Consider the following 25,603-nt stretch of genomic DNA (forward strand, 5'->3'; position numbering starts at 1 on the left):
CTGGCCGGGCTTCGCTGCGGGCATGTAGGCACTGTGCCCGGGGCGCCGGGCACGGGCCAGTGCCTTGCGATGAACGGCGACTGGCGTGGCGTGAAATGCCGGCCGGGCGGGATGAATGGCACGCCGCTATACTGCTTGCCCCGATGACAGCAGGATCTCCCGGCATGCGCTTGACCGCCTTATTGCGCCCACTGGCCTATGTGGGCTGCCTTGGCCTGGCTGGCTGCGGCGGCAATCCTCCGGCCGCGCCCGTGGCGGTGGCCGGGCCCGCGGCCGCCGCGCCGGTGAAGATCGGCGTCGCGCTGGGTGGCGGGGCGGCCAAGGGCTTTGCGCACATCGGCGTGATCAAGATGCTGGAGGCCAATGGCTTCGCGCCCGCGGTGGTGGCGGGCACCAGTGCCGGCAGCGTGGTGGGGGCGCTGTATGCCAGCGGCATGAATGCCTTCGAGCTGCAGGAAAAGGCGGTTGCGCTGGACGAGGCCAAGATCCGCGACCTGCAGCTGTCCTCCGGCGGACTGGTGCTGGGCCAGAAGCTGGAAGACTATGTGAACGAGCAGGTCCACCGCAAGCCGCTGGAGCAGTTGGCCAAGCCCTTCGTCGCGGTGGCCACGCGGCTGGAGGACGGCGAGCGCACCGTGTTCGCCCGCGGCAACACGGGCCAGGCGGTGCGCGCGTCCAGCAGCGTTCCCGGCGTGTTCCAGCCGGTGGCCATCGGCAAATACCATTTCGTGGACGGCGGCATCGTCAGCCCGGTGCCGGTGGATGCGGCGCGCCAGCTGGGCGCCGATGTGGTGGTGGCGGTGGATATCTCCAACAAGGCGCAGGGCCAGACGCCGAGCAGCGCGCTGGGCACGCTCAGCCAGTCGATTGCCATCATGGGCCAGAAGCTGGGGCAGGCGGAGCTGGCGCGCGCGGACGTCATCGTGCGCCCCCAGGTGCTTGATATCGGCCCGGCCGACTTCGGCCAGCGCGCGAATGCCATCTTGCAGGGGGAAAAAGCGGCCCTGGCCGCCATGCCGCAGATCCGCGAACGGGTTGCGCAATGGCAGGCGCAGCGCGCGCAAGCCCGGCACCAGGCCTGCCTGGAGCAGCGCAGCCGCCTGCAAAGGCTGGCCGGCATGGCCGGCCTGGGCGACGCCTGCACGGCACCCTGAGCCTCCCTTTTGGGCACTGAGCACCATCCCTTTCATGGTGTTGTGCCGTTGCGAGTACCCATGGCGCTGGTGAAAGTTGTGCGTTGAGGGTTTGGCGTTGAGCGTGAAACCCGCAAAATCCAAAACGCAAAACGCAAAACGCAAAACGCAAAACGCAAAACGCACAACCTCTTCACTGCGTACAGGGCGCCTATTCAACTCAAGACCTTGAAAAGGGGGCATTGGGCATGCCTCGCCTCGTCGGGCGAGGTGCGTCTTGCGCAGTCTGGAACGTTGCGTAGAACGCACTGTGAGTAATAAGAATATTGAGAGTATTTTGTGTAAATTTGTGTGATTTTGTAGATTGTTGAATTTCCATTTCATAAAAAAATAATTACCTGCAGCCAAATCTGGTAGCAAGCGGCTGGGCAAGGCCGGGCTTGCGGCAGGCTTTCATGTCATGCCGCTGCTTGGGCAGCGGCGTTGGCCGCGGGCGGGCCGGCGCCAGCCGTGGCGGCGCAGCAGGCTGTACACCGTGGACAGCGCGATGGGCTTGCCCAGCATGGCTTGCAGTTCGGCCCTGAGTTCGGCGACGACCAGCGTGCCTCCCATGCGCTCGCGCTCCAGGTGTGGCGCCAGGGCCTGGCGTTCCTGCTCTTCGCTCATGTGCTGATTGCGGCGCCCGCCACGGGCGGCTGGTGCTCTGTCGGCGATGGACTGCCCGGCCAGGAAGCTGCTGCGCGCCCGGCAGGTCCAGGCCAGCGAGCGGCCTATGGCCTGTGCGGTTTCCCGCAGGCTCAGGCCATGGGCCAGCGGCAGTACCACCGCCTGGGCCTGGCGCAGTTCCTCCGCGGTTCGCGCCTGCGCCAGCGCTTCGCGGGCCCGGGCCAGGTGGTCCGCGCCTCTTGCGGTTCTTGCCATGTCAAGCTCTCCGGTGGATCGATATCGTAATTATTGATATTTTGATTTGAAAATCAGATGAATCACCCGTATTCAACCCTGGGAAATTCCACATAAATGTGTCGAAGCTATGTGGTTGCGGTTGCAATCATGGATACATATGGAAGCGTTGGCGCCTGCCTGCCCCGTGATTTCTCACTAATATGAAAAAAGACCGAAGGGATCGGTGTTTATTCATATTTTTCAACGTGTTATGTCTTTTCCGGTGTTTGCGCGCAGTTCGCAGTTGGCAGGCACTGGAGCGGGCATCGGTGAGGGAGGGCTGTGACCGATAGCGAAGCTGATGCAGAGTTGCCAGCCTGGTTCGTGGCCTACGCGCGCCCCAAGCAGGAGGCGGTCGCGGTCCACAACCTTGAAGCGCAGGGCTTTGCTGCCTACCTGCCGCTGTACAAGCGCCTGAAGCGGGCGGAGGGCGGCGCCAGGGTGGTTTTCGAGCCGATGTTTCCCCGGTATGTGTTTTTCCGCCCCGCGTGCGTGGAGCAATCCATTGCGCCGGTGAGCGCCACCCGGGGCGTGTCGCATGTGATCCGTTTCGGCACCCAGATCGCGACCGTCCGCCCGGAAATCCTGGCGGCGCTCCGGCGTTTCGAGGCCGAGCGCAATGCGATCGACGAGGCCGGGCTTGCTGCCTTGCGCCCCGGCAACCGGGTGCGCTTCAGCGACCCGGCGTTCCAGGGCCTTGAAGGCCTGGTCCAGTCGGCTTCCAGCCGCCGTGTGTCGGTGCTGCTGGAGCTCATGGGCCGCCCGCAGCTTGTCAGCGTCGAGCCGCACCGGTTGGAGGCGGTCTGACGGCTTCGTGAAAAGGCCCTGCCGGCGTTGCCGGTCAGGTTCGAACAACAGCAGAAAAGTCCCGTGCCTCACCGCCAAAACGGTGCAGACATTGCGGTAGCCTGCGCGCCCGTTTGCCGCGTGGGGCCGGCCGGGCCCCGGGGTTCCGTATTTCCCCGCCCATGGCGGCCTTGGCCAGGTGCCGCGGCCATGGCCTTATTGCTTAATTTCCATGCAGAAAAAGAAACTTGCCTTCGCATCCTGTTCGACATCCATCCGCTGGCCGCTGCTGGCGCTGGCGCTGGCTGGCCTGGGTGGCTGCGCCTACGCGCCCGGTGTGTCCATGCACAAAGGCCTGGAGGCCCGGCAGGCTGTATCCGAGCCGCAGCCCGGCGGCTCGGATGCAGCTGAGGCGGCGCCGGCCGGCGCGCTGCTCTCGATCACGCCGGATCTCATCCGCCAGCAGCGGGCGGCGCAGGCCACCGATGTGAGCGCCGAGGTGCGCCGCCTGTTCGGCGTGGCCAAGCCCTACCAGATCGGGCCCGGCGATGTGCTCAACATCGTGGTCTGGGACCATCCCGAGCTGGCGCTGGCGCCGGCCGGCTCCTCGCTGGCCACGGATGCGTCCAGCCTGTCGCCGGTGGGCAATGGCTACAACGTCAGCTCGGCCGGGTACATCCAGTTTCCCTATGTGGGCGGCGTCAAGCTTGGCGGGCTGACGGAGTTCGAGGCCCGCGACCAGCTGGCGCAGCAGCTGTCCAAGTACGTCAAGCAGCCGCGCATCACGCTGCGCATCCAGTCCTACCGCAGCGGCCGGGTCTATGTCGATGGCGAGGTGCGCAGCCCCGGGCTGCAGGCCATCAACGATATTCCGATGACCCTGCCCGAGGCCATCAACCGCGCCGGCGGCTTCACCGCGCTGGCCGACCGCTCCAGCGTGACGGTTTCGCGCAGCGGCAAGACCACGCGCATCGACCTGCAGCAGCTGAGCGAGCTGGGCATCAACCCCTCGCGCATTCTGCTGGGCAAGGGCGACATGGTGCGGGTGCTGAGCAAGGAGGATTCCAAGGTCTACGTGCTGGGCGAGGTCACCCGCCCGCTGGCGCAGCCGCTGCGCAATGGCCGCTTGAGCCTGAACGAGGCGCTGGGCGAGGCAGGCGGCATCAGCACCACCACGGGCGACCCCAAGCAGGTTTACGTGGTGCGCGCGGTGCCCGACGCGCAGGCGCAGATATTCCACCTCGATGCCAGCTCGCCCATGGCCTATGCGCTGTCCGAAGGCTTTGCGCTGCAGCCGCGCGACGTGGTGTACGTGGATCCGGTGCCCGTGGTGCAGTGGAACCGGGTGATCAGCCAGATCCTGCCGAGCGCGCTGGCGATCAACAACACCTCTGCCGCGGCGAGTCGATGAGCGGGCCCGCCATGCAGCACATCCTGGTTTTGTGCGTAGGCAATATCTGCCGCAGCCCCATGGCCGAGGCGCTGCTGCGCCGGCATTTGCCCGGCAGGGCCGTCTGGTCCGCCGGCCTGGATGCCCTGGTGGGCAAGCCCGCGGATGCCGAGTCGGTGGCGGTGGCGGCCCGGCATGGCTTGGACCTTTCCGCGCACCGCGCCCAGCAGCTGGCCTCGTGGATGTGCCAGAAGGCGGATCTGCTCCTGGTCATGGAGCAGGGCCAGAAGGCGGGGCTGGAGCAGCGCTATCCCTGGGTGCGCGGCAAGGTCTTTCGCCTGGGCGAGTGGGGGGCATTCGATATCGCCGACCCCTACCGCCATCCCCGCGAGGCCTTCGAGGCCGCCTATGCCGGCATCGCCCGGGGCGTTGCCGATTGGGTGCCCCGCATCCAGCAGCTGGGCTAGCGGGCTGCGGCCCTGAGTTGCGCGCCGCGGTCTTGAGCTGCGCGCCCATCCACACACGGATCAGAAGACATCGAACGTATGAATTTTCCTCCTTCCCGCCAGAACGCCACGCAGCCTGCGCAAGCCATGCCGTCCAACGCTCCATCGCCGGACGACGGCGACGACATCCACCTGCTGGACCTGCTTGACGTCGTGCTGGACAACCGCTGGCTGGTGCTCGGCATCACCGCACTGGTTCTCGCCGTCGGCGTGGGCTATGCGCTGCTGAGCACGCCGATATACCGGGCCGATACCTTGATCCAGGTCGAGGACACCAAGGTGGGCGGCGCCAACGGCCTGCTGAGCGACGTGAGCGGCATGTTCGACATCAAGTCGCCCGCCACCGCCGAAATCGAAATCCTGCGCTCGCGCCTGGTGGTCGGCCAGGCGGTGGCCAATCTGCAGCTCGATCTGGATATCGAGCCCAAGTACATCCCCGTGGTGGGCAGCTGGCTGGCGCGCCGCGCCAGCGGGCTGTCCAATCCGGGCTTCCTGGGCATGGACGGCTATGTCAGCGGCACCGAGGCACTGCGGCTCGCCCACTTCAACGTGCCCAAGGCGCTGGAGGGCGGCCGCTGCACGGTGGTGCTCGGCGCCGAGGGCTATGCCCTGATGTCGCCCGACGGCGAGGTGCTGGGCGAGGGCCGCATCGGCCAGCCCTTGACATTCAAGTACCAGGGAGCGGAGGGCGAGCTGCTGGTGTCCGGCGCGCAGGGCAAGCCGGGGGCGGCCTTCTATGTCACGCGCTACTCCAGGCTCGATGTCACCGGGCGGCTGCAAGACAAGCTGAGCATCGGCGAGCAGGGCAAGCAGTCGGGCATGATCCGCAGCACGCTGGAGGGCAGCGACCCCGCGTTGATCGCCCGCACGCTCAATGAAATCGGCACGCTGTATGTGCGCCAGAACATCCAGCGCAAGGCGGCCGAGGCCGAGAAGTCGCTGGCCTTCCTCGACACCCAGCTGCCCCAGCTGCGCAAGGAGCTGGAGGCGTCGGAGAAGAAGTTCAACCAGTTCCGTGGCCAGAACCATGTCTTCGACCTGGACGGCGAGGCCAAGGTGATGCTGGAGCAGGGCGTGAAGCTGCAGACCAGCCTGATCGAGCTGCAGCAAAAGCGCAAGGAGCTGGAAGCCCGCTTCACCAACGCCCACCCCAGCGTGCAGGCGGTCGATGCGCAGATCAAGACCATCAACGGCGAGCTGGCCAAGCTCAACACCCGCGCCAAGACCTTCCCCACGGTGGAGCAGGATCTGCTGCGCCTGACCCGCGACGTCAAGGTCAACAACGAGCTCTACACCACCTTGCTCAACAGCGTGCAGCAGCTGCGCCTGGTCAAGGAAGGCCGGGTCGGCAACGTGCGCATGGTCGACGAGGCCGCGGTGCCCGAGCTGCCCGTCAAGCCGCGCCGCGCGCTGGTGGTGGCGCTGGCCGGCGTGCTGGGCCTGCTGGCCGGGCTGGCGCTGGCCTTTGTGCGCAACAGCCTGCGCCCCGGCATCAAGGACCCGTCCGAGATCGAGCAGCACAGCGGCCTGCATGTGTTTGCCACCGTGCCGCACTCCGACGTGCAGGTGCAGCAGGCCAAGGCCATCAAGGACAAGGTGGGGGGCACCCATGTGCTGGCGGTGCTGGCGCCCGCCGATCCGGTGGTCGAAAGCCTGCGCAGCCTGCGCACCGCGCTGCAGTTCGCGATGCTCGATGCCGGCAGCAACCTGGTGTTGTTCACCGGCCCTACGCCGGGCATCGGCAAATCGTTCACCAGCGTCAACTTTGCCGCGGTCGTGGGCGCGGCCAACAAGAAGGTGCTGCTGATCGATGCCGACATGCGCAAGGGCCACCTCAACAACTACTTCGGCCAGGGCCGCGAATGCGGGCTGAGCGAGGTGGTCAGCGGCAGCGTGCCGCTGGCCAGGGCCTTGCGCCCGGATGTGGTGCCGAACGTGGATTTCCTGTCCACCGGCATCCTGCCGCCCAATCCGGCCGAGGTGCTCATGACCCCGGCCACCCAGGCCCTGCTGCAGCAGGTCTCCAGCCAGTACGACCTCGTCGTCATCGACGCGCCGCCGGTGCTGGCCGCCTCCGATGCCGGCATCCTGGCGCCGCTGGTTGGCGCGGTGTTCATGCTGGCGCGCGCCGAGGTCACCAGCCTGGGCGAGCTGCAGGAGGCCTCCAAGCGCCTGCTGCAGACCGGCGTGCAGGTGCGCGGCGTGGTCTTCAACGACCTCGACATGGCCAAGCGCCGCTATGGCTATGGCCTGGGCTACAAGTACAAGTACCGCTACACCCAGTACCAGTACTGAGCCTGCACCGGCGTCCGGACCGAGGCGATCCACACCGTTCTTTCTGCCATCGGCGGCTGGCATGCCAGCCCGCGTTTTCTTCAATATCAAAAAACATAGCTTGCTGCGCTTTCATATCAACGAATTCAGATTGTTTTATATCTGAATCTATTGATAGTTAAGTGCCAATAGCTATGGTTTTAATAACTTGCGAAACCTTCCATGAAGATACTCCTGGTATTCGGTACCCGGCCCGAGGCCATCAAGATGGCGCCGCTGGTCAAGCAGCTGCAGGCACTGCCGGGCTTCGACGCCCGGGTCTGCGTCACCGCGCAGCACCGGCAGATGCTCGACCAGGTGCTCGGCCTGTTCGGAATCGAGCCCGAGTTCGACCTCAACCTGATGAAGCCCGGGCAGGACCTGAGCGACATCACCACCGGCGTGCTCGCCGGCATGCGCACCATACTCGCGCAGTGGCGGCCCGACGCGGTGCTGGTGCACGGCGATACCTCCACCACGTTGGCGGCATCGCTGGCGGCTTTCTACCAGCGCATTGCGGTGGGCCATGTCGAGGCCGGCCTGCGCACCGGCAACCTGTATTCGCCCTGGCCCGAAGAGGCCAACCGCAAGCTCACCGGTGCCCTGGCGCGCTGGCATTTCGCACCTACCGCCGCGGCGCGCGGCAACTTGCTGGCCGAGGGCGTCGCGCCCGAGGCCATCCATGTCACCGGCAACACGGTGATCGATGCGCTGCTGCAGGTGCAGGGGCGCATCCGCGGCGACGCGCAGCTGCGCCAGGGCTTGGCTGAGCGCTTCGGCTTTCTCGACCCGGCCCGGCGCATGGTGCTGGTGACCGGGCACCGGCGCGAGAACTTCGGCGCCGGCTTCGAGCGCATCTGCGCCGCGCTGGCACGCATTGCCGGCCAGCATCCGGAGCTGGACGTGGTCTACCCGGTGCACCTGAATCCGCAGGTGCAGGAGCCGGTGCGCCGCCTGCTGGGCCAGGTCGGCAACGTCCACCTGATCGAGCCGCAGGACTACCTGCCTTTCGTCTACCTGATGGACCGCAGCAGCCTGATCCTGACCGATTCCGGCGGCATCCAGGAGGAGGCCCCCTCGCTGGGCAAGCCGGTGCTGGTGATGCGCGACACCACCGAGCGCCCCGAGGCGGTGGCCGCGGGCACGGTCAAGCTCGTCGGCACCGATGCCGACCGCATCGTGGCGCAGGCGCACGAGCTGCTGAGCGATGCCGGCGCCTACCGCGCCATGGCCCGCGCGCACAACCCCTACGGCGACGGCCAGGCGTGCCAGCGCATCGCCGCGGCACTGCAATCCGCTTCGTCCCTTTCTCCGCTCTCATCCGTCAACGCATGAACTTCAAGCACATCTCCGTCATCGGCCTCGGCTACATCGGCCTGCCCACTGCCACCGTATTTGCGTCGCACAAGATCAAGGTGATTGGCATCGACGTCAACCAGAAGGCGGTGGACACCATCAACCAAGGCCGGATCCACATCGTGGAGCCCGACCTGGATACCGCCGTGCGGGCCGCGGTCACCGAGGGCTACCTGCGCGCATCGACCCGGCCCGAGCCCGCCGATGCCTTCCTGATCGCGGTGCCCACGCCGTTCAAGAGCGGCGCCGGCGGCGACCATGAGCCGGACATGGGCTACATCGAGTCCGCCTGCCGCTCGATCGCGCCGGTGCTCAAGCGCGGCGACCTGGTCGTGCTGGAGTCCACTTCGCCGGTGGGCGCCACCGAGCAGATGGCCGCCTGGCTGGCCCAGCAGCGGCCCGAGCTGAGTTTCCCGCAGACGCATGGCGAGGAGTCCGACATCCGCGTGGCCTACTGCCCCGAGCGCGTGCTGCCCGGCCATGTGCTGCGCGAGCTGGTGCACAACGACCGCGTGATCGGCGGCATGACGCCGCGCTGCTCCGCCGCCGCCGCCGCGCTCTACCGCATCTTCGTGCAGGGCGAATGCGTCATCACCAATGCGCGCACCGCAGAGATGTGCAAGCTCACCGAGAACAGCTTCCGCGATGTGAACATCGCCTTCGCCAACGAGCTGTCGGTGATCTGCGACAAGCTCGGCGGCATCGATGTCTGGGAGCTGATCCGGCTGGCCAACCGGCACCCGCGGGTCAACATCCTGCAGCCCGGCCCCGGCGTGGGCGGCCACTGCATCGCGGTCGATCCGTGGTTCATCGTCAGCGCCGCGCCCGGGCAGGCCCGGCTCATCCGCAGCTCGCGCGAGGTCAACGACGGCAAGCCCGAATGGGTGATCGCCAAGGTCAGGCAGGCGGTGCAAGAGCACCTGCGCAGCCGCACCGGCCAGCGCGCCCAGGACGTCACCATCGCCTGCTACGGACTGGCCTTCAAGCCCGACATCGACGACCTGCGCGAAAGCCCGGCGCTGGAGATCGCGCGCCGGCTTGCCGCCCTGTACCCGGGGCAGGTGCTGGCGGTCGAGCCGCATGTCCAGAGCCTGCCCGAAAAGGCCGGCGCGCTGAAAAAGGCCACGGCCGAAGCCGCCTATGCGAAGGCCGACATCCATGTGCTGCTGGTGGACCATACCGCCTTCAAGGCCGCGCGCCCGGACGCGGGCCGCATCGTCGACACGCGCGGCGCCTGGACCAGGCCCCAACCCTGGGTGACCGCTTGAGCCTGCTCGCTGCCGCATCGAAGGTCGCCGGGGGCGTGGTTGGCGCGCAGCTGCTGAGCGCGCTTGCGGTACCGGTGCTGACGCGCCTGTATGCGCCCGAGGCCTTTTCCCTCTTTGCCTACTATTTCTCGCTGTCCTCCATCCTGTCCGCCGTCTGCTACCTGCGCCTGGACGTGCTGGTGTCGCGATACGGCGAAGAGGCGTGCACCCGCCGGATACTGCCGGCCCTGGCGCAGATGCTCAAGCTCACCGTGCCGCTGCTGCTGGCGCTGGCATGCCTGGCGCAACTGCTCTTTCCCCCGCCCGCGGGGGCGGCGGCGATGCCGCTGGGGGCGCTGCTGATCGGCATCGCGGCCACCAGCTTCGCCAGCTTCAACGTATATGCCATCCTGCTGTCGAAGCAGCGCAAATTCTCGGCCATGGCCGGCGCGCGCATGCTGCGGGCCAGCGTGGCGATCGCCGCGCAGCTGGCCCTGGTCTTTTGCGGCAAGGCGGTTTTGCTGTTCGTCGGTGAAGTTGTCGGCCGGGTGCTGGGCTGCCTGCGCATACGCCGCAGCACCGGTGGCTGGCGCAAGGGCAGCTGGCAAGGCTTCGTGCAGGTGTTCAAGGAGCACCTGGAGCTGGTCAAGTACGGCTTTCCGGCGCTGCTGCTGAACTCCGCGGCGCTGAACCTGTACCCCATCCTCCTGTCGGCCAGCTACCCCCCCAGGCTGGTCGGTGTGTACTTTCTGGTGCACAAGATGCTTGCCACGCCGATCACCCTGGTTGCGCAGTCGATCTCGGTGGCCCTGCTGGGCGATATCGGCCGGCACCTGCCGCACAACAAGCAGGCCCTGCGGGCCGAAGTGCTGCGGGTATTTTTGCTGCTGCTGCCGCTCGGGCTGCTGTTCTTCGGCCTGCTGTGGCTGGGCATGGACAGGTTCTCGCACTTGCTGTTCGGCCCGGGCTGGGATGGCGCCGGCGACATCGTGCTGCTGCTGGTTCCGCTGCTGGCGCTGCAGGTGTCGACGACGCCGTTTTCCCAGCTGCTGAACGTGCTGGCCCGCTCCGGCCGGCAGCTGGCCTGGGATGCGGCCCGCCTGGCGCTGGTGCTCGCCTCGGTCGCGGGCCCGCTGGCACTGCGGCCGGAGCAGGCACCGGAGCAGGCGTTCCGCCTCACGCTCGCCATTTACTCCTTCGGCTCGGCGGCCCTTTATCTCGTCCACATGCTTTTGATCAGAAATGCGCTCTCCGACAAATAGCCAGCCCAGGTACCAGAAAGTCGTTCTCTACCTGAAGACGATTTCCTTTGCCCGCGACAACCGGGCAAAAAAGGAAATCGAATCGCTGGTGAAGACCGGTGTCGAGGTCGAGGCCGTGATCTTTTGCGACGACGAGGCACCGGCGCATTACGCCGGCGCCCGCATCATCCAGTACCGGGGGCTGGAAAAATCCGCGCCTGCCAATCTCGCCTTGCGCGCCGCAGCCGCCTTGCGCTTCAGCCTGTTTGCGCTGCGGCATGCTCGGCGCGCAGCCGCCACTGCCGCAGGCACAACCCTGTACTGGGTGGCCGACCCGATTCTCTTTCCCCTGGTGATAGGGCTGAAGAAATGCGGCTGCGGCGATGTGCTGTGGGACCACCACGAGCTGCCGCCCAGCTGGATTCTGCGCGGCGGCGCGATGGCCAGCCTGTTCGTGAAGGCATACCAGGCCGCCGATATCGTGGTGCATGCCAACCAGAGCCGCTGGCATTACCTGGAAGAAAAGACCGGCGCCAAGGCAAGGCGCGTGGAAATCATCAACAACTACCCCAAGGCGAGCGATCTTTCGAGCGAGCGACAAATCGATGCGCTGGCCAGGCTGGCCGAAAGCGAAAGATTCGTTTTCCTGCAAAACAGCCTGACCGAGAATCGCTGTGGCCCATCGATTTTCGCGGCCATCAAAAAGGCTGGCCTGAAAATCATCCACGCAGGCAATGTCAGCGCACAGCAAAAGGCAGAGCTCGAAGCCAGGGTCGGAGATGTCGACCAATTCTGCGTTTTCGCCGGCTCGCTGAGCCTGCCGGAAATCAGCTGGCTGCTCAGGCGCGCATTCTGCACCGTCATCTGCTACAAGAAGACCTCGGCCAATCAAATCTATTGCGAGCCCAATCGTCTCTACCACGCCATGGGCATGGGGGCAAGGATTATTGCGGGAAATAACCCGACCATGGCGGAGGAAATGGCTGACTATCCACGAGGCATTGTCCTGGGAGACGATGGCGCGGCCGCCGATGGAATATTTTTCGCACTGCAGGCAATCGTGGATTGCCCGGTGTTTGACGATGCGTCGATCAATGCCATAAAAACCTGGATGGATTGTGAGCGGGTTGTGCTTTCCATCGTCTGCGAGGGTGAATGAATAAAGTAAAAACAATTGCCCTGTGTATTGTTTTCATGCTTCTTTTGAGTCTGGTTTTCAATAATTATGTGGCTGTTTACTATGATTATTGGTTCAGGTCGCATGAATCCAGTTTTTTTGCCTATATTCCAGCAGTGGTTGCGGTGTTTTTGCCGCTCTGGTTTAACTATTATTTAAATAATCCTTCGGATTTTTTGTGCTGGGTATATTACGTTCTGGTGGTGTTGCCTACTGCCGTGCTGACGCCTCAGTTGGGCCTTCCTCTTGATGCTGTTTACACTGCCGGATTGATTGTGATCGTGGCAAATATATTTGTTTTGTTGGCGGGGAAGATTAATATTGTATACGCTGAAAGAGGCATGCGGCTGTTGAGTTGGCGCTGGTTCTCAATCATTTTCATGGCTTTGGGCTTTGGGGCTGTGATTTTGATAATGGGCTCATACAAGCTGAATATCGATGAGTTGATGAGCCTGAAGATTTTTGTCGATACCTATGAGATTAGATCTGATTTCAGGGATGCAAAAGCCGATGGTTTGGTGGTTTATGCCGTTTTTTGGGCTGCAAAGATCATTTTTCCGGGAATTATTGCCTATGGTCTTTGCTATCGGAAGCGATGGTATGTCTGGATAGGAGTAACGTTCCAGTTGGTACTGTTTTCAGTGTCGGCGCATAAAAGTTTCTTGTTCAGCATAATTTTGATATTTTTTGTATATTTCTTGGTTGGTAAAAATATAACGTTCAAGGCGTGGATGGCATGCGCGGCATCGTTTGTGGGATTTTCATTGTTCGCATTCCATGTCTTTTCTTTGAATTTTTTTGTTGACGTGTTTGTGCGTCGGGCCTTTGCGGTTCCAGGGATTCTCTCTGGTTGGTGGGTGCAATTTTTTTCTGACAACCCGTATGCCTGGTTCGCGGGCGGGGCGCTTGGAGGATTGTTTGGCGGAAAAGATCAAGTGCCTGCAGCCTTCAGGATTGGCGACTTCTATCTGGATAACTCATGGACATCAGCGAATGTGAATTTCGCGATTGATGCATTCGGGAATGGTGGAATGGTTTTTGTGCTGCTGGCATGTGCAATTGTCTTTGTGTCGCTGACTATCATCAATAGCGCGGCCAGGCTGGGGAGACGTGAGCGTATTTTCTTTATCTGCATTTCCGTTCCGCTGTTCTGGACTCTTGTGGAAACCTCCTTGATAACTGCCATGATTACACATGGATTATTTATTCTGTTGGCATTGGCACTTGCCTGGAGAGCGCCGCGCCCGGAGCGTCTGGCCTAGTTTCTGCTTGGAATGATCTGATTTTTGGCTTATGGGTGTTGCTGTATGAAATTGAAAAAATCTCTTCTTCATATCGGTTTTCTTCTGCTCCCGCTTGGGGTGCTGGCCCAGGATAAGCCGGCTGATTTTTCCTGTGGCGGCGACCTGCATCAGCGTGTGAAAGCGCAGTGGGCCAATGCCGTAAAGAAGGAGATCAGCCAAAACCAGATCAAGCGATTGATGCTGGGCGAGGGGGATGTCTACCCCCTGTATGACATGCAGGCCTATCTGTACAACTTCGTGGCCATGAGCCAGCGCTGCAAGGATGGAAAAACCCTGTCCGACATCGCGCAGACGCTGCTGCCCGCATTTGATGCGCTGAGCAGCAGCCCCGACGGCCGTGGTCAACGATGGATTTGCAAGGGCGGCCCGCGTTGCAATGCCAAGAACAAGCTGCTTGGAAAAGAAGTGGATTTGAACAGCCTGCAGTTCCTGGGCATGTCGACCGCAATTGCCGCAGCCCTGGCCAGCGACACGGCCAGCCCGCCATCCGGCCCGGTGAAGGCTTTCATTGCCAAGAGCACGAAGACCGCTTTCGACAAGCTTGGCGACTACAGCAAAAACCAGGGCTACATGGCCCGGCTTGGAAAGAACATCCGGATCGACAGCCGCGATGCCGGCGCCAATCCCAACAGCCATATCCTGCGCGACCATGAGGTCTGGATGCTTGCGATGCTGGCCAATCTGGCCGGCACCCGCTCCAAAGAGGTGGATACCGCGCCGTATGTGGATTCGGACATGCAGCAGCTGGCACGCAATCTCAATGCCTTGTTCAAGAGCCGGACCTTCCTGGGCGAGGACGCGAAGACAGGCAGGAAGACCGCAGAAATCGACCGCGGCTTCTGGCGCTTGCGAGACGACACCCGCTACGCGGGCTATGAAGCAAGCGCACCGCCTTCGGGCCCATGCAGCGATTCGCGCCTGCCCAGCATCTCGCCGCAAAGCAAGCTGGCCCGCGCGGCTGCGGACCAGGACCAGGACGCCCCGCCGGTGAAGCCGAGCCCGGTGGACAGCGTGGGCTGGGACATCAGCCATGCCCGGCGCCTGGTGCCGCTGTTCGATGCGCTGCGCAACTACGGCGATCGCTTCGCGGCCGCCTACCGCGTGCCGGCGCCGGAAGTGGTTGGCGGCGAGATCGCCAAGGCCTATGCCCACCAGCTGACGGCGAAGCTGTGGAACCAGGACCGGCAAAAGCCCCTGTTCCGCAACTTCTGGAGTGGCGCGAACGGCTGGTACCGCGTCGGCTACCAGGACGGCGTGAAGTGCAACACCGGCTATCCGCCCTATGGCCTGTCGATTTCGGTGCCGGTGGGCGGCTATCTCACCTGGGCGGGCATGGAAGGCGAGCTCGCCGGCATCGGCCAGGCGCTGTACGCCCGGGTCAACAGCGCGGATGCGCAAAGCAAGGCCTTTGTCGAGCGGTACTACGAAGGGCTGTCGCCGGCCGCCACGCCGCGCACGCGCGACCTGAACCAGTTCATGTTCTACGCGAGCCTGGTTCGCTGAGCGGCCGTCCGCCACATTTTTGAAGGAGCGTATGAGGGTTCTTTATTTTCACCAGCATTTTTCGACGCCCAAGGGCGCGGCTGGAATTCGCTCGTACGAGATGGCCCGCCATCTGGTCGCGCGCGGGCATCGGGTCACCATGGTGTGCGGCAGCTACGGCGGGGGCGAGACCGGTTTGTCGAGGCCGTTCCGGCGCGGCCGGCGGCAAGGGCAGGTCGATGGCATCGATATCGTGGAATTCGATCTGGCCTATTCCAATCGCGCCGGCTTGGCCGCGCGCACGCTGCTGTTCGCCAGGTTCGCGCTGCGCAGCGTCGGCCTGGCCCTGAGCGCACCGTGCGATCTGGTGTTCGCCACCACGACGCCGTTGACCGCGGGCATTCCCGGCATCGTGGCGCGCTGGCTGCGGCGCAAGCCCTTCGTGTTCGAGGTGCGCGACCTGTGGCCCGAATTGCCCAGGGCCATGGGCGTGGTCCGCAATCCGCTGGTGCTGGGCGCCATGTCGCTGCTTGAATGGGCCAGCTACCGCTCTGCCCACAGGCTGGTAGGCTTGTCGCCCGGAATCGTGGAGGGGATTGCGCGGCGAGGCGTGCCGCGCAGCCGCATCGCGCTGGTGCCCAATGGCTGCGACCTGGGCATCTTCGGCCAGCAGTCTTCGCAGGCCTCCTTGCCATGGAGCCCCCCAGGCATCGGCGAGAGGGATCTGCTGGCGGTGTTCGCCGGCACGCATGGCATGGCCAACGGGCTGGATGCCGTGCTCGACGCGGCGCTGGAGCTCAAGCGCCGCGGGCGCAGCGACATCAAGCTGCTGCTGATCGGCCAGGGCAAGCTCAAGCCGGCGCTGCAGCGGCGCGCCGCGCGCGACGGTCTGGAGCAAGTGATCTTCCACGAACCCGTGGGCAAGGCGCGCCTGGCAGGCCTGATGGCGCGTGCCGACATCGGGCTGCAGGTGCTGGCGAATGTGCCCGCGTTCTACTACGGCACCTCGCCCAACAAGTTCTTCGACTACATTGCCGCCGGGCTGCCGGTGTTGAACAACTACCCGGGCTGGCTGGCCGACATGATTGCCGAGAACGGCTGCGGCTTTGCCGTGCCGCCCGAGGATCCCGGGGCTTTCGCCGATGCGCTGGAGCAGGCCGCGGCCGACCGCGCGGCGCTGAAAGCCATGGGCGAGCGCGGCCGCGCCCTGGCGCAAAGCGAGTTCGAGCGCAGCCGGCTGGCCGCGCAGTGGGCCGACTGGGTGCTGGCGGCAGCGCCGGTGCCGCCAGTGCTGGTGGAGCAGGGCAGCAAGAGGGCGGATGTGCAATGAAGCGGCTTGTCGACATGCTCGTATCCGCGGCGGCGCTGCTGGTGCTGGCCGTGCCGCTGCTGGTGCTGGCCCTGCTGGTGGGCGCGAAGCTGGGCCATCCGGTGCTTTTTCGGCAACGGCGCCCGGGCCTGCATGGCAGGCCCTTCGAGATGCTCAAGTTCCGCACCATGACCGATGCGCGCGGCCCCGATGGCCAGCTGCTGCCCGATGCCGAACGGCTCACGTCCTTTGGCCGGCTGCTGCGCGCCACCAGCCTGGATGAGCTGCCCGAGCTGTGGAATGTGCTCAAGGGCGACATGAGCCTGGTGGGCCCGCGCCCGCTGCTGATGGAGTACCTGCCGCTGTATTCGCCCGAGCAGGCGCGCCGCCACGAGGTGCGCCCCGGCATCACCGGCTGGGCGCAGGTCAATGGCCGCAATGCGCTGGGCTGGGATGCCAAGTTCCAGCTCGACGTGTGGTACGTGGAGCACCGCTCGCTGTGGCTGGACCTCAGGATCCTGTGGCTGACGCTGCGCAAGGTGCTGGTGCGCGAGGGCATCAGCGCCGCGGGCGAGGCGACCATGGCCCGTTTTACCGGCAGCAAACGATAGCAGCTTGCGCTGATGTGGCAATGATATCCATGCAAAAAGTATTTGAAACCATTGCGTATGCTGTGCTTGAAGCTATTGAAATTGATTCTCCAGGAGGTTGCCCATGCAACAGCATGAGCTGTATGGCGTCTATGGCGCCAGCGGCTGCGGCCGCGGCGTGATGCCGCTGGCGCGCGCGCAGCTTGCGCGCGCCGGCGTGCCTGGCGAGCGGCTGGTCTTCATCGACGACACGCCGGGGCCCGAGCGGGTCAACGGCCAGCGGCTGCTGAGCTATGCCAGCTTCCTGGCCGAGCCCGCCGCTGCGCGCCGCGCGGTGCTGGCGATCGCCAACGGAGCGGTGCGCGAGATGCTGGCGCGGCGCTGCGAGCAGGACGGCGTGCGCCCCTGGAGCGTGGCTGCTGCCAATGTGGTGCGGATGGACGACGTGCAGCTGGGCGAGGGCGCCGCGCTCAGCCCCTTCGTCACGCTGACCAGCAACATCCGCATTGGCCGGCACTTCCACGCCAACCTCTACAGCTATGTCGAGCACGACTGCGTGGTGGGCGATTTCGTTACCTTCGCGCCGGGCGTGCACTGCAACGGCAATGTGGTGATCGAAGACCACGCCTACATCGGCGCCGGCGCCATCCTCAGGCAGGGCCGGCCGGGCCAGCCCCTGGTGATCGGCCGGGGCGCGGTGGTGGGCATGGGCGCGGTGGTCACCAAGAGCGTCGCGCCGGGCGCCACCGTGGCCGGCAATCCGGCGCGGCTGCTGCGCAAAGTCTGAATGGTTCTTACCCGTTTTCATCGAGGCAATCCTATGCTGAACACTCCGCTTTCCCCCTGGCCCAGCTTCACCGCCGAAGAGGCCGATGCCGTGCAGCGCGTGCTGCTGTCCAACCGGGTGAACTACTGGACCGGCACCGAGTGCCGCGAGTTCGAAAAGGAGTTCGCCGCCTGGGTGGGCGTGCCGCATGCGGTGGCGCTGGCCAATGGCACGCTGGCGCTCGACGTGGCGCTCAAGGCGCTGGGCATCGGCCCGGGCGACGAGGTCATCGTGACGCCGCGCACCTTCATCGCCAGCATTTCCTGCGTGGTCAACGCCGGCGCCACGCCGGTGTTCGCCGATGTGGAGCCGGACAGCGGCAACCTGTCGGCGGCCACCATCGCGCGGGTCCTCACGCCGCGCACGCGGGCCGTGGTCTGTGTGCACCTGGCGGGCTGGCCCTGCGACATGGACCCGATCATGGCGCTGGCCCAGGCCCATGGCTTCAAGGTGATCGAGGACTGCGCCCAGGCGCACGGTGCCCGCTACAAGGGCCGCTCGGTCGGCGCCATCGGCCATGTGGGCGCCTGGTCGTTCTGCCAGGACAAGATCATGAGCACCGGCGGCGAGGGCGGCATGGTCACCACGCAGGACGAAGCCCTGTGGCGCGCGATGTGGGAGTACAAGGACCACGGCAAGAGCCACGAGGCGGTATACCAGCGCCAGCATCCGCCGGGCTTTCGCTGGCTGCATGAGAGCTTTGGCACCAACTGGCGCATGCTGGAGATGCAGGCCGCCATCGGCCGCATCCAGCTGCGCCGCATGCTCGAGTGGACGGTGCGGCGCACCAGCAACGCCAAGGCGCTGTGGGCAGTCTGCAGGCCGCATGCGGCGGTGCGCGTGCCCGATTTCTGCACCATGCCCGTGGGCAGCATGCATGCGCACTACAAGTGCTACCTCTATGTGCGGCCCGAGTGCCTTGCGCCAGGCTGGAGCCGCGACCGTATCGTCGAGGCCGTGCAGGCCGAGGGCGTGCCCTGCTACCAGGGCAGCTGCTCCGAGGTGTACCTGGAAAAGGCGTTCGACGGCACCGGCTGGCGCCCCGCCGAGCGCCTGCCCGTGGCGCGCGAGCTGGGCGACACCAGCCTGATGCTGCTGGTGCACCCCACGCTCGGCGCCGACGAGATCCACCACAGCTGCCGCGCGCTGGACAAGGTGCTCGCGCAGGCATCGGCCCCGGCGCAGGCGGCGCTGCTGGCGCCAGCCTGCGACTGCGTTTAAGCACTCACCGGTGCCTGCATAGGCCCCTGTAGGCCCTTGTAAGCCCTGTAGGCGCCGCTAGGCATCCCCGGTTTCTTTCTGCTGCCGCCCGTTCGCGCGCGGCAGGCGGTCTGGCGCGCGGTCGCAGCGCGCGGGCCGCAGGCACCCAAGTCTTGGCAGTCCCGAGCTCCGTGGCCGATGGCGGGCCAGGAGGGCTGCCGCATGGCGGGCACCACCCCTTGGAAGGTGGCGGCCGCCCGCAATCGCTTTGGCCATGGCGCAAGGAAAAGCAATGTTGGAAAACAACTCGGTAGTCAATTACCTGGTGCGCATGCCGCGCCCGATCAAACGGCTGTTGGCACTGGCCGTCGATTCGCTGACCTGCCTGGCCGCGGTGTGGCTGGCGCTGTGCCTGCGGCTCGAAGGCTGGGTTGCGCTGCAGCCCGCGCACTGGGAGGCGGTCATGGTCGCGATTGCGCTGTCGGTGCCCATCTTCCATTGGTACGGGCTGTATGCCAGCGTCTTTCGCTACGCCGGCTGGCAAGCCATGCTGGCGCTGATCCGCGCCATGGTGGCCTACAGCCTGCCCTACGTCATCATCTTCACCTGGCAGGGGGTGGCTGGCGTGCCGCGCGCCATCGGCATACTGCAGCCGCTGCTGCTGTTCGTGGGGGTGAGCATCAGCCGGGTGGTGGTGCGCTTCACCCTCGGCGGCCTGTACCGCAGCATCGTCAACAAGCGCAAGGCCTCGGGGGTCATGATCTTTGGCGCGGGCTCGGCCGGCCGGCAGCTGGCATCGGCCCTGCGCCACTCGCCCGAGCACCGGCTGCTGGGCTTCATCGACGACGACCCCGACCTGCAGGGGCGCCAGCTCGACATGGTGCCGGTGCATGCGCCGGCCGACCTGGCGGAGCTGCTGCAGGACGATGCGGTCTCGGACGTGCTGCTGGCCATTCCCTCGCTGGGCCGCAAGCGCCGGCGCGAGATCGTGGACTCGCTGCGTCCCTTCCCGGTGCATGTGCGCACGCTGCCGGGGTTGGCCGACCTGGCGAACGGCCGGGTGGACCTGAACGACCTGCACGAGATCGATGTCGAGGAACTGCTCGGGCGCGACGCGGTGGAGCCCGATGCGCAGCTGATGAACCGCCATGTATGGGGCAAGGTGGTCATGGTCACCGGCGCCGGCGGCTCGATCGGCCAGGAGCTGTGCCGCCAGATCGTGCAGTGCGCGCCCCGCTGCCTGCTGCTGGTGGAGCAAAGCGAATACTCGCTGTACCAGGTGCGCCAGGACCTGCAGGCACTGCTGCAGGCACAGGCCGGTGCGCCGGTGGAGCTGATACCCCTGCTGGCATCCGTCGCGGACGAAAGCCGCATGACCGAGATCGTCGCCACCTGGCGCCCGCACACGGTCTACCACGCGGCCGCCTACAAGCATGTGCCGCTGGTGGAGCACAACATGTTCGCGGGCGTGCGCAACAACGTCTGGGGCACCTGGATATGCGCCCGCGTGGCCGCGGCCCACGCGGTGGAGAATTTCGTGCTCGTCAGCACCGACAAGGCCGTGCGGCCCACCAATGTGATGGGCGCCAGCAAGCGCCTGGCGGAAATGGTGCTGCAGGCCATGGCGCACCGCGGCCGCAGCGGCAGCAACGGCGGGGCAGGCCGGGGCACCTGCTTTACGATGGTGCGCTTCGGCAACGTGCTGGGCTCGTCGGGCTCGGTGGTGCCGCTGTTCAGAAAGCAGATCGCCCACAACGGCCCCATCACCCTGACCCACACCGGCATCACCCGGTATTTCATGACCATCCCCGAAGCCTCGCAGCTGGTCATGCAGGCCGGGGCCATGGCCAATGGCGGGGACGTCTTCGTGCTCGACATGGGCGAGCCGGTGCGCATCTACGACCTGGCCTGCCGCATGGTCGAGCTGTCGGGCCTGCGGGTGCGCGACCACAGGCATCCGGAAGGGGACATCGAGATCCGCATCACGGGCCTGCGCCCCGGCGAAAAGCTCTACGAAGAGCTGCTGATCGGCGATGGCGCGCAGCCCACCAGCCATCCCCGCATCATGAAGGCGCATGAATCCTTCCTGCCGTGGCCGCAGCTCGAGCGCGAGCTGCAGGCGCTGGAGTCGGCCATGGCAAGATTCGACATGCAGGCCACCCGCGAGCTGCTGCTCAAGCTGGTGTCGGGCTACCAGCCGGCCAATGGCCTGGTCGACTGGGTCTACCTCGAAAGCCAACGCCAGCAGGGCAGGGGCCTCGCGGTCCATGGCGGCTACCCGCAGCGCTACGTGGCCCAGCCGGGCGGCGCGGGCCGGTAGCCGGGGCATAGTGGCGGCGTAGTGGCGGCGGCGCCACGCCGGCGGCAGGCTGATGTGGCGGGAATCGCGCGCAGTGCAGAAATACTGTATATTTCAACAGTATTCCCACTTCAGAGACCGCCATGGAAGTCATCGACACCCTGTTCACCGTCGTGCTGCACGACTACCCCGAAGACCTGCCGGCCAAGGAACGCGCCGCCGCCGAGGCGCGCTACACCCGCGAGCTCACGCGCCAGTTCGGCTCGCCCGAGCAGGTGGCCGCGGCCCTCGACACCCTGCACGGCCTGGAAGAAGCCGCGCCCGACGCGGTATCGCCCGGTGAGCTCGCCCTGGTCAAGCAATGGGGCAAGGCCACCAACGCGGCGCGCCAGGCCGGCTTTCGCGACCTGGGCGACGCACAGGAGGCGTACTTCGAGGTGCGGCTGGTCTGAAATCGGCAACACGTTCTGATATCTGGGCGGCAGGCCGATGCTCGCACCCCACCGCTTCTACTACCTGCACAACTTCCAGCGCGCGCTGGACTGGATCGCCGAGCGCTACGGCGACCTGCTCGACGCCGCCGAGCAATCGTTCCTGGCCGGCTTCGCGCAGCTGCCCCAGCCCTCGCAGGCGCTCATGGTGCGCCTGCTGATGCGGCGCGGCCCCTGGTTCCGCGCAGACAAGCTGGCCTACGACGAGATCGCCGCCAGCGCCAGCATCGACGCCGCGGCCGCGCGGCTGCTGGCGCTGGGCTGGCTCGATGCGGACCAGCCCATGGCGCTGCAGGAGCTGTTCGCGCTGTACACCAAGCCCGAGCTGCTGCAGCTGTTCGCCGGCGAGCCGGTGCATGCCGGCATGCGCAAGCCCGAAATGCTGCTCGCGCTGCAGGCCGCGCACGGCGCGGCGCAAACCCCGGCCGAGTGGTTTCAGCGCCGGCAAGCGCCGGCGCGCGGCGCCGCCTGGCGCGTGATGGTCGGCGAATGCTGCGAGCGCCTGCGGCTGATGTTCTTCGGCAACCTGCACCAGGGCTGGTCGGAGTTCGTGCTCGCCGATCTCGGTGTGTTCCGCTACGAGCATGTGGCTTTCGATGCCGCTTCGCGCGCCTTCCAGTCGCGCGCCGATGTGGACTGCTATCTCGCGCTGCATGCCTGCCGCACCGCGCTCGATGACGGCGCCGACCTTGCCGCGCTGCTGCAGGCCGCGCAGCGCTGTGCACCGGCCCAGGCCTGGCTGCAGCAGCGCCGCGCCAAGCTGCTGCTGCGCATCGGCCAGGCCGGCGAGCGCGCGCAAGACTGGGCGCTGGCGGCGCAGGCCTATGCGCAATGCAGCTATCCGGGCGCGCGCCACCGGCGCATGCGGGTCTACGAGCGCATGCAGCGCTTTGCCGATGCGATGGCGCTGGCCCGGCAGGCGCTGGCCCAGCCCGAGAGCGACGAGGAAAGCCAGCGCGTGGCGCGCATGCTGCCGCGGCTGCTGCGCGGCCTGGGGCAGGGCGGTGGCCCGCGGCCCGCGGGCCTGGCGCCTGATGTGGCGCAGATGCGCATCGACCTGGAGCTGGACTTGCCGGCAGAGGCAGCATCGGTCGAGCACGTGCTGCGCGACCACTGGCACAGCGCGGCCGCGCCCGTGTTCTATGTCGAGAACGCGCTGCTCAACTCGCTGTTCGGCCTGCTGTGCTGGCCGGCGATCTTCGCGCCGCTGCCCGGCGCGTTCTTCCACCCTTTCCAGAGTGGGCCCGCCGACCTTGGCGCGCCCGGCTTCGTGCAGCGCCGCGCCGCGCTGTTCGATGCCTGCCTGGCGCGGCTCGACGATGGCAGCTGGCGCGAAGCCATCCTGCAGTGCTTTGCCGACAAGCAGGGCCTGCAGTCGCCCTTCGTGTTCTGGGGCGTGCTCAGCGAGCCGCTGCTGGCGCTGGCGCTGCACTGCATTCCGGCGGCGCACCTGAAGCTGCTCTTTGCGCGCCTGCTGCGCGACGTGAAGGCCAACCGCAGCGGCTTTCCCGACCTGGTGCGCTTTTGGCCCGCCGAGCGCCGCTACGAACTCGTCGAAGCCAAGGCGCCCGGCGACAAGCTGCAGGACAACCAGATCCGCTGGCTGCAATACTGCGCCGCGCATGGCATACCGGTGCGCGTGTGCCATGTGCGCTGGCGCGCGCGGCCGGCCGGGGCCGCGGCATGAACTACACCGTGGCGGTGCGGGCGCTGTGCGAGTTCACCGCGCGCGCCGGCGATCTCGACCTGCGTTTCACGCCCGCGCCCAGCGCGCTCGAAGGCATGGCCGGCCACAGCCTCGTGCAGGCGCGCCGCGGCGCCGGCTACGAGGCCGAAGTCGCGCTCGCCGGGCAGTACCAGGAGCTGCGGGTGCGCGGCCGCGCCGACGGCTTCGACGCGCAGGCCGGCCAGCTCGAAGAGATCAAGACCTACCGCGGCGCGCTCGACGGCGTGCGTGCCCACCACCGCGCGCTGCACTGGGCCCAGGCCCGCATCTACGGCCACCTGCTGTGCGAGGCGCGCGGGCTCGCGCGCCTGAAGCTGGCGCTGGTGTACTTCAACCTGGGCACCGAGGAAGAGAGCGTGCTGGTCGAGCCGCACGAGGCCGATGCGCTGCGCGCCTTCTTCGAGCAGCAGTGCACCCGCTTTCTGGCGTGGGCGCGTGCCGAGGCCGCCCACCGCGCGGCGCGCGACGCGGCGCTGGCGGCCCTGGTGTTTCCGCTGGAGCGCTTTCGCGCCGGCCAGCGCGAGCTGGCCGTCGCCGTCTACCGCTGCGTGCGGTCGGAGCCGGGCGGCCAATGCCTGATGGCGCAGGCGCCGACCGGCATCGGCAAGACGCTGGGCACCATCTTCCCCATGCTCAAGGCCGCTGCGTCGCCCGGCCTCGACAAGCTCTTCTTCCTGACCGCCAAGGGCACCGGCCACGGCCTGGCGCTGCAGGCGCTGGCCAGCGTGAACAGCCGGCTCCAGCCCTTGCAGCTGCGCGTGCTCGACGTGCTGGCGCGCGACAAGGCCTGCGAGCACCCCGACAAGGCCTGCCACGGCGAGTCCTGCCCGTTGGCGCAGGGCTTCTACGACCGGCTGCCGGCCGCGCGCGCCGCTGCGCTGCGCCAGCCCCAGCCCTGGGACGCGCCGGCCGTGCGCAGCCTGGCGCTGGCGCACCGGGTCTGCCCGTACTACCTGGCGCAGGAGCTGGTGCGCTGGAGCGACGTGGTGGTGGCCGACTACCACTATTTCTACGATGGCGCGGCCATGCTCCATGCGCTGGCCCAGGCCCAGCAGTGGAAGGTCGGCGTGCTGGTGGACGAGGCCCACAACCTGCCCGAGCGCGCGCGCCGCATGTACAGCGCCGAGCTCTCGCAGTTCGCGCTCGCCGATGCCCGCCAGGCAGCCGCGGGCACCGCGGCGATGGGCGCGGTGGGCAAGGCGCTGGATCGGCTGCAGCGCAGCTGGAATGCCTTCAACAAGGCGCAGGCCGGCCAGGCCTACCAGGCCTACGAGGCCGTGCCCGCCGCGCTGCTTGGGGCGCTGCAGCGCGCGGTGGGCGCGATCGCCGACGCGCAGGCCGAGCGGCCCCTGCTGCCCGGCGATCCGGTGCTGGCCTTCTACTGGGCGGCGCTGCATTTCATGGCGCTGGCCGAGCAGTTCGGCAGCCATGCGCTGTTCGATGCCAGCCTGGCGCCGGCGCGGGCCGGCGCGCGCCGTGCGCCTTGCTCCACGCTGTGCATCCGCAACGTGGTGCCGGCGCCGCACCTGGCACAGCGCCATGCGGCGGCCCATGCCACGGTGCTGTTCTCGGGCACGCTGAGCCCGCCGCATTTCTACCGCGACATGCTGGGCCTGCCCGAAGGCACGGGCTGGATCGAGGCCGATTCGCCGTTCCTGGCCGAGCAGCTGTGCGTGCAGGTGGCCGGCCATGTCTCCACGCGCTTTCGCGACCGCGAGCGCTCGCTGCAGCCCATCGCCGATCTGGTGGCCGCGCAGTATGCGCGCCAGCCCGGCAACTACCTGTGCTTTTTCAGCAGCTTCGACTACCTGCAGCGCGCGGCCGAATGCCTGCAGCGCAGCCACCCGCAGCTGCCGCTGTGGCTGCAGGCGCCGGCCATGGACGACGCGGGCCGCGCCGCCTTTCTCGCGCGCTTCACCGAGCAGGGCCGGGGCATAGGCCTGGCCGTGCTCGGCGGCGCCTTCGCCGAGGGCGTGGACCTGCCGGGCCGGCGCCTGATCGGCGCCTTCGTGGCCACGCTGGGCCTGCCCCAGGTCAATCCCGTCAACGAACAGATGAGGCGCGCCATGGACGCGCATTTCGGTGCCGGCAAGGGCTATGACTACACCTACCTCTACCCCGGGCTGCGCAAGGTGGTGCAGGCCGCGGGCCGCGTGATCCGCGGCGAGCACGACCGGGGCGTGGTGGTGCTGATCGACGACCGCTACCGGCGCCGCGAGGTGCGCGCGCTGCTGCCGCGCTGGTGGCGGCTGGACGCGCGGGATTGAAGCCGCTTGGCATTCGCA

20 protein-coding genes are annotated in these 25,603 nt (G+C 66.5%); 19 read left to right on the plus strand and 1 reads right to left on the minus strand.

Features of this window, described 5'->3' with window-relative positions:
- Window positions 1-164: 164 nt before the first annotated feature.
- Window positions 165-1,154 (plus strand): patatin-like phospholipase family protein, encoded by a 990-nt coding sequence (locus tag ACODRX_RS11395; protein WP_488871614.1) that lies wholly within the window; start codon window positions 165-167, stop codon window positions 1,152-1,154.
- Between the two features lie 432 nt (window positions 1,155-1,586).
- Here ACODRX_RS11395 and ACODRX_RS11400 read toward each other — a convergent pair whose 3' ends face one another.
- Window positions 1,587-2,054, minus strand: a complete 468-nt coding sequence (locus ACODRX_RS11400; protein WP_488871615.1) for a transposase — start codon at window positions 2,052-2,054, stop codon at window positions 1,587-1,589.
- Between the two features lie 303 nt (window positions 2,055-2,357).
- Between ACODRX_RS11400 and ACODRX_RS11405 the strand changes: the two genes are divergently transcribed.
- The 18 genes from ACODRX_RS11405 (at window position 2,358) to ACODRX_RS11490 (ending at window position 25,585) form a co-directional block, all read left to right on the plus strand.
- The gene (locus ACODRX_RS11405; protein ID WP_488871616.1) at window positions 2,358-2,882 is read left to right on the plus strand and encodes a transcriptional activator RfaH; all 525 of its coding nucleotides are present in this window, start codon (window positions 2,358-2,360) and stop codon (window positions 2,880-2,882) included.
- Window positions 2,883-3,093: 211 nt separating this feature from the next.
- The gene (locus tag ACODRX_RS11410; protein ID WP_488871617.1) at window positions 3,094-4,272 is read left to right on the plus strand and encodes a polysaccharide biosynthesis/export family protein; all 1,179 of its coding nucleotides are present in this window, start codon (window positions 3,094-3,096) and stop codon (window positions 4,270-4,272) included.
- Between the two features lie 11 nt (window positions 4,273-4,283).
- Window positions 4,284-4,718: a low molecular weight protein-tyrosine-phosphatase gene (locus ACODRX_RS11415; RefSeq protein ID WP_488871618.1), complete on the plus strand. Its 435-nt coding sequence runs from the start codon at window positions 4,284-4,286 to the stop codon at window positions 4,716-4,718.
- Between the two features lie 78 nt (window positions 4,719-4,796).
- Window positions 4,797-7,052, plus strand: a complete 2,256-nt coding sequence (locus ACODRX_RS11420) for a polysaccharide biosynthesis tyrosine autokinase (RefSeq protein WP_488871619.1) — start codon at window positions 4,797-4,799, stop codon at window positions 7,050-7,052.
- 201 nt (window positions 7,053-7,253) lie between these two features.
- Window positions 7,254-8,405 (plus strand): non-hydrolyzing UDP-N-acetylglucosamine 2-epimerase, encoded by a 1,152-nt coding sequence (wecB, locus tag ACODRX_RS11425; protein ID WP_488871620.1) that lies wholly within the window; start codon window positions 7,254-7,256, stop codon window positions 8,403-8,405.
- Window positions 8,402-9,694 (plus strand): UDP-N-acetyl-D-mannosamine dehydrogenase, encoded by a 1,293-nt coding sequence (wecC, locus tag ACODRX_RS11430; RefSeq protein ID WP_488871621.1) that lies wholly within the window; start codon window positions 8,402-8,404, stop codon window positions 9,692-9,694. The genes wecB and wecC overlap by 4 nt, the downstream gene beginning before the upstream one ends.
- The gene (locus ACODRX_RS11435) at window positions 9,691-10,935 is read left to right on the plus strand and encodes a lipopolysaccharide biosynthesis protein (protein ID WP_488871622.1); all 1,245 of its coding nucleotides are present in this window, start codon (window positions 9,691-9,693) and stop codon (window positions 10,933-10,935) included. The genes wecC and ACODRX_RS11435 overlap by 4 nt, the downstream gene beginning before the upstream one ends.
- Window positions 10,916-12,073, plus strand: coding sequence for a glycosyltransferase family protein (locus ACODRX_RS11440; RefSeq protein ID WP_488871623.1), 1,158 nt, complete (start codon window positions 10,916-10,918; stop codon window positions 12,071-12,073). The genes ACODRX_RS11435 and ACODRX_RS11440 overlap by 20 nt, the downstream gene beginning before the upstream one ends.
- A complete protein-coding gene (locus ACODRX_RS11445) occupies window positions 12,070-13,353 on the plus strand; it encodes a hypothetical protein (protein ID WP_488871624.1) in 1,284 nt (427 codons plus the stop codon). Before ACODRX_RS11440 ends, ACODRX_RS11445 begins: the two co-directional genes overlap by 4 nt.
- A gap of 156 nt (window positions 13,354-13,509) precedes the next feature.
- On the plus strand, window positions 13,510-14,898 hold the full coding sequence (locus ACODRX_RS11450) for a hypothetical protein (RefSeq protein WP_488871625.1): 1,389 nt from the start codon (window positions 13,510-13,512) through the stop codon (window positions 14,896-14,898).
- Between the two features lie 31 nt (window positions 14,899-14,929).
- A complete protein-coding gene (locus tag ACODRX_RS11455) occupies window positions 14,930-16,207 on the plus strand; it encodes a glycosyltransferase family 4 protein (RefSeq protein ID WP_488871626.1) in 1,278 nt (425 codons plus the stop codon).
- Window positions 16,204-16,797, plus strand: a complete 594-nt coding sequence (locus tag ACODRX_RS11460; RefSeq protein WP_488871627.1) for a sugar transferase — start codon at window positions 16,204-16,206, stop codon at window positions 16,795-16,797. The genes ACODRX_RS11455 and ACODRX_RS11460 overlap by 4 nt, the downstream gene beginning before the upstream one ends.
- A gap of 103 nt (window positions 16,798-16,900) precedes the next feature.
- Complete coding sequence (locus ACODRX_RS11465) at window positions 16,901-17,563, plus strand: acetyltransferase (RefSeq protein WP_488871628.1); 663 nt, start codon at window positions 16,901-16,903, stop codon at window positions 17,561-17,563.
- A gap of 33 nt (window positions 17,564-17,596) precedes the next feature.
- Window positions 17,597-18,823 carry a DegT/DnrJ/EryC1/StrS family aminotransferase gene (locus ACODRX_RS11470; RefSeq protein ID WP_488871629.1) on the plus strand — a complete coding sequence of 409 codons (1,227 nt, stop codon included), beginning with the start codon at window positions 17,597-17,599 and terminating at the stop codon, window positions 18,821-18,823.
- Window positions 18,824-19,094: 271 nt separating this feature from the next.
- A complete protein-coding gene (locus ACODRX_RS11475) occupies window positions 19,095-21,122 on the plus strand; it encodes a polysaccharide biosynthesis protein (protein WP_488871630.1) in 2,028 nt (675 codons plus the stop codon).
- Between the two features lie 122 nt (window positions 21,123-21,244).
- Window positions 21,245-21,553, plus strand: coding sequence for a hypothetical protein (locus tag ACODRX_RS11480; RefSeq protein ID WP_488871631.1), 309 nt, complete (start codon window positions 21,245-21,247; stop codon window positions 21,551-21,553).
- A gap of 37 nt (window positions 21,554-21,590) precedes the next feature.
- Entirely contained in the window at window positions 21,591-23,279 is a 1,689-nt protein-coding gene (locus tag ACODRX_RS11485; RefSeq protein WP_488871632.1) for a VRR-NUC domain-containing protein, read from the plus strand.
- Window positions 23,276-25,585, plus strand: coding sequence for an ATP-dependent DNA helicase (locus tag ACODRX_RS11490; RefSeq protein WP_488871633.1), 2,310 nt, complete (start codon window positions 23,276-23,278; stop codon window positions 25,583-25,585). The genes ACODRX_RS11485 and ACODRX_RS11490 overlap by 4 nt, the downstream gene beginning before the upstream one ends.
- Window positions 25,586-25,603 lie beyond the last annotated feature (18 nt).

The organism is Comamonas sp. FG99 (assembly GCF_057808605.1).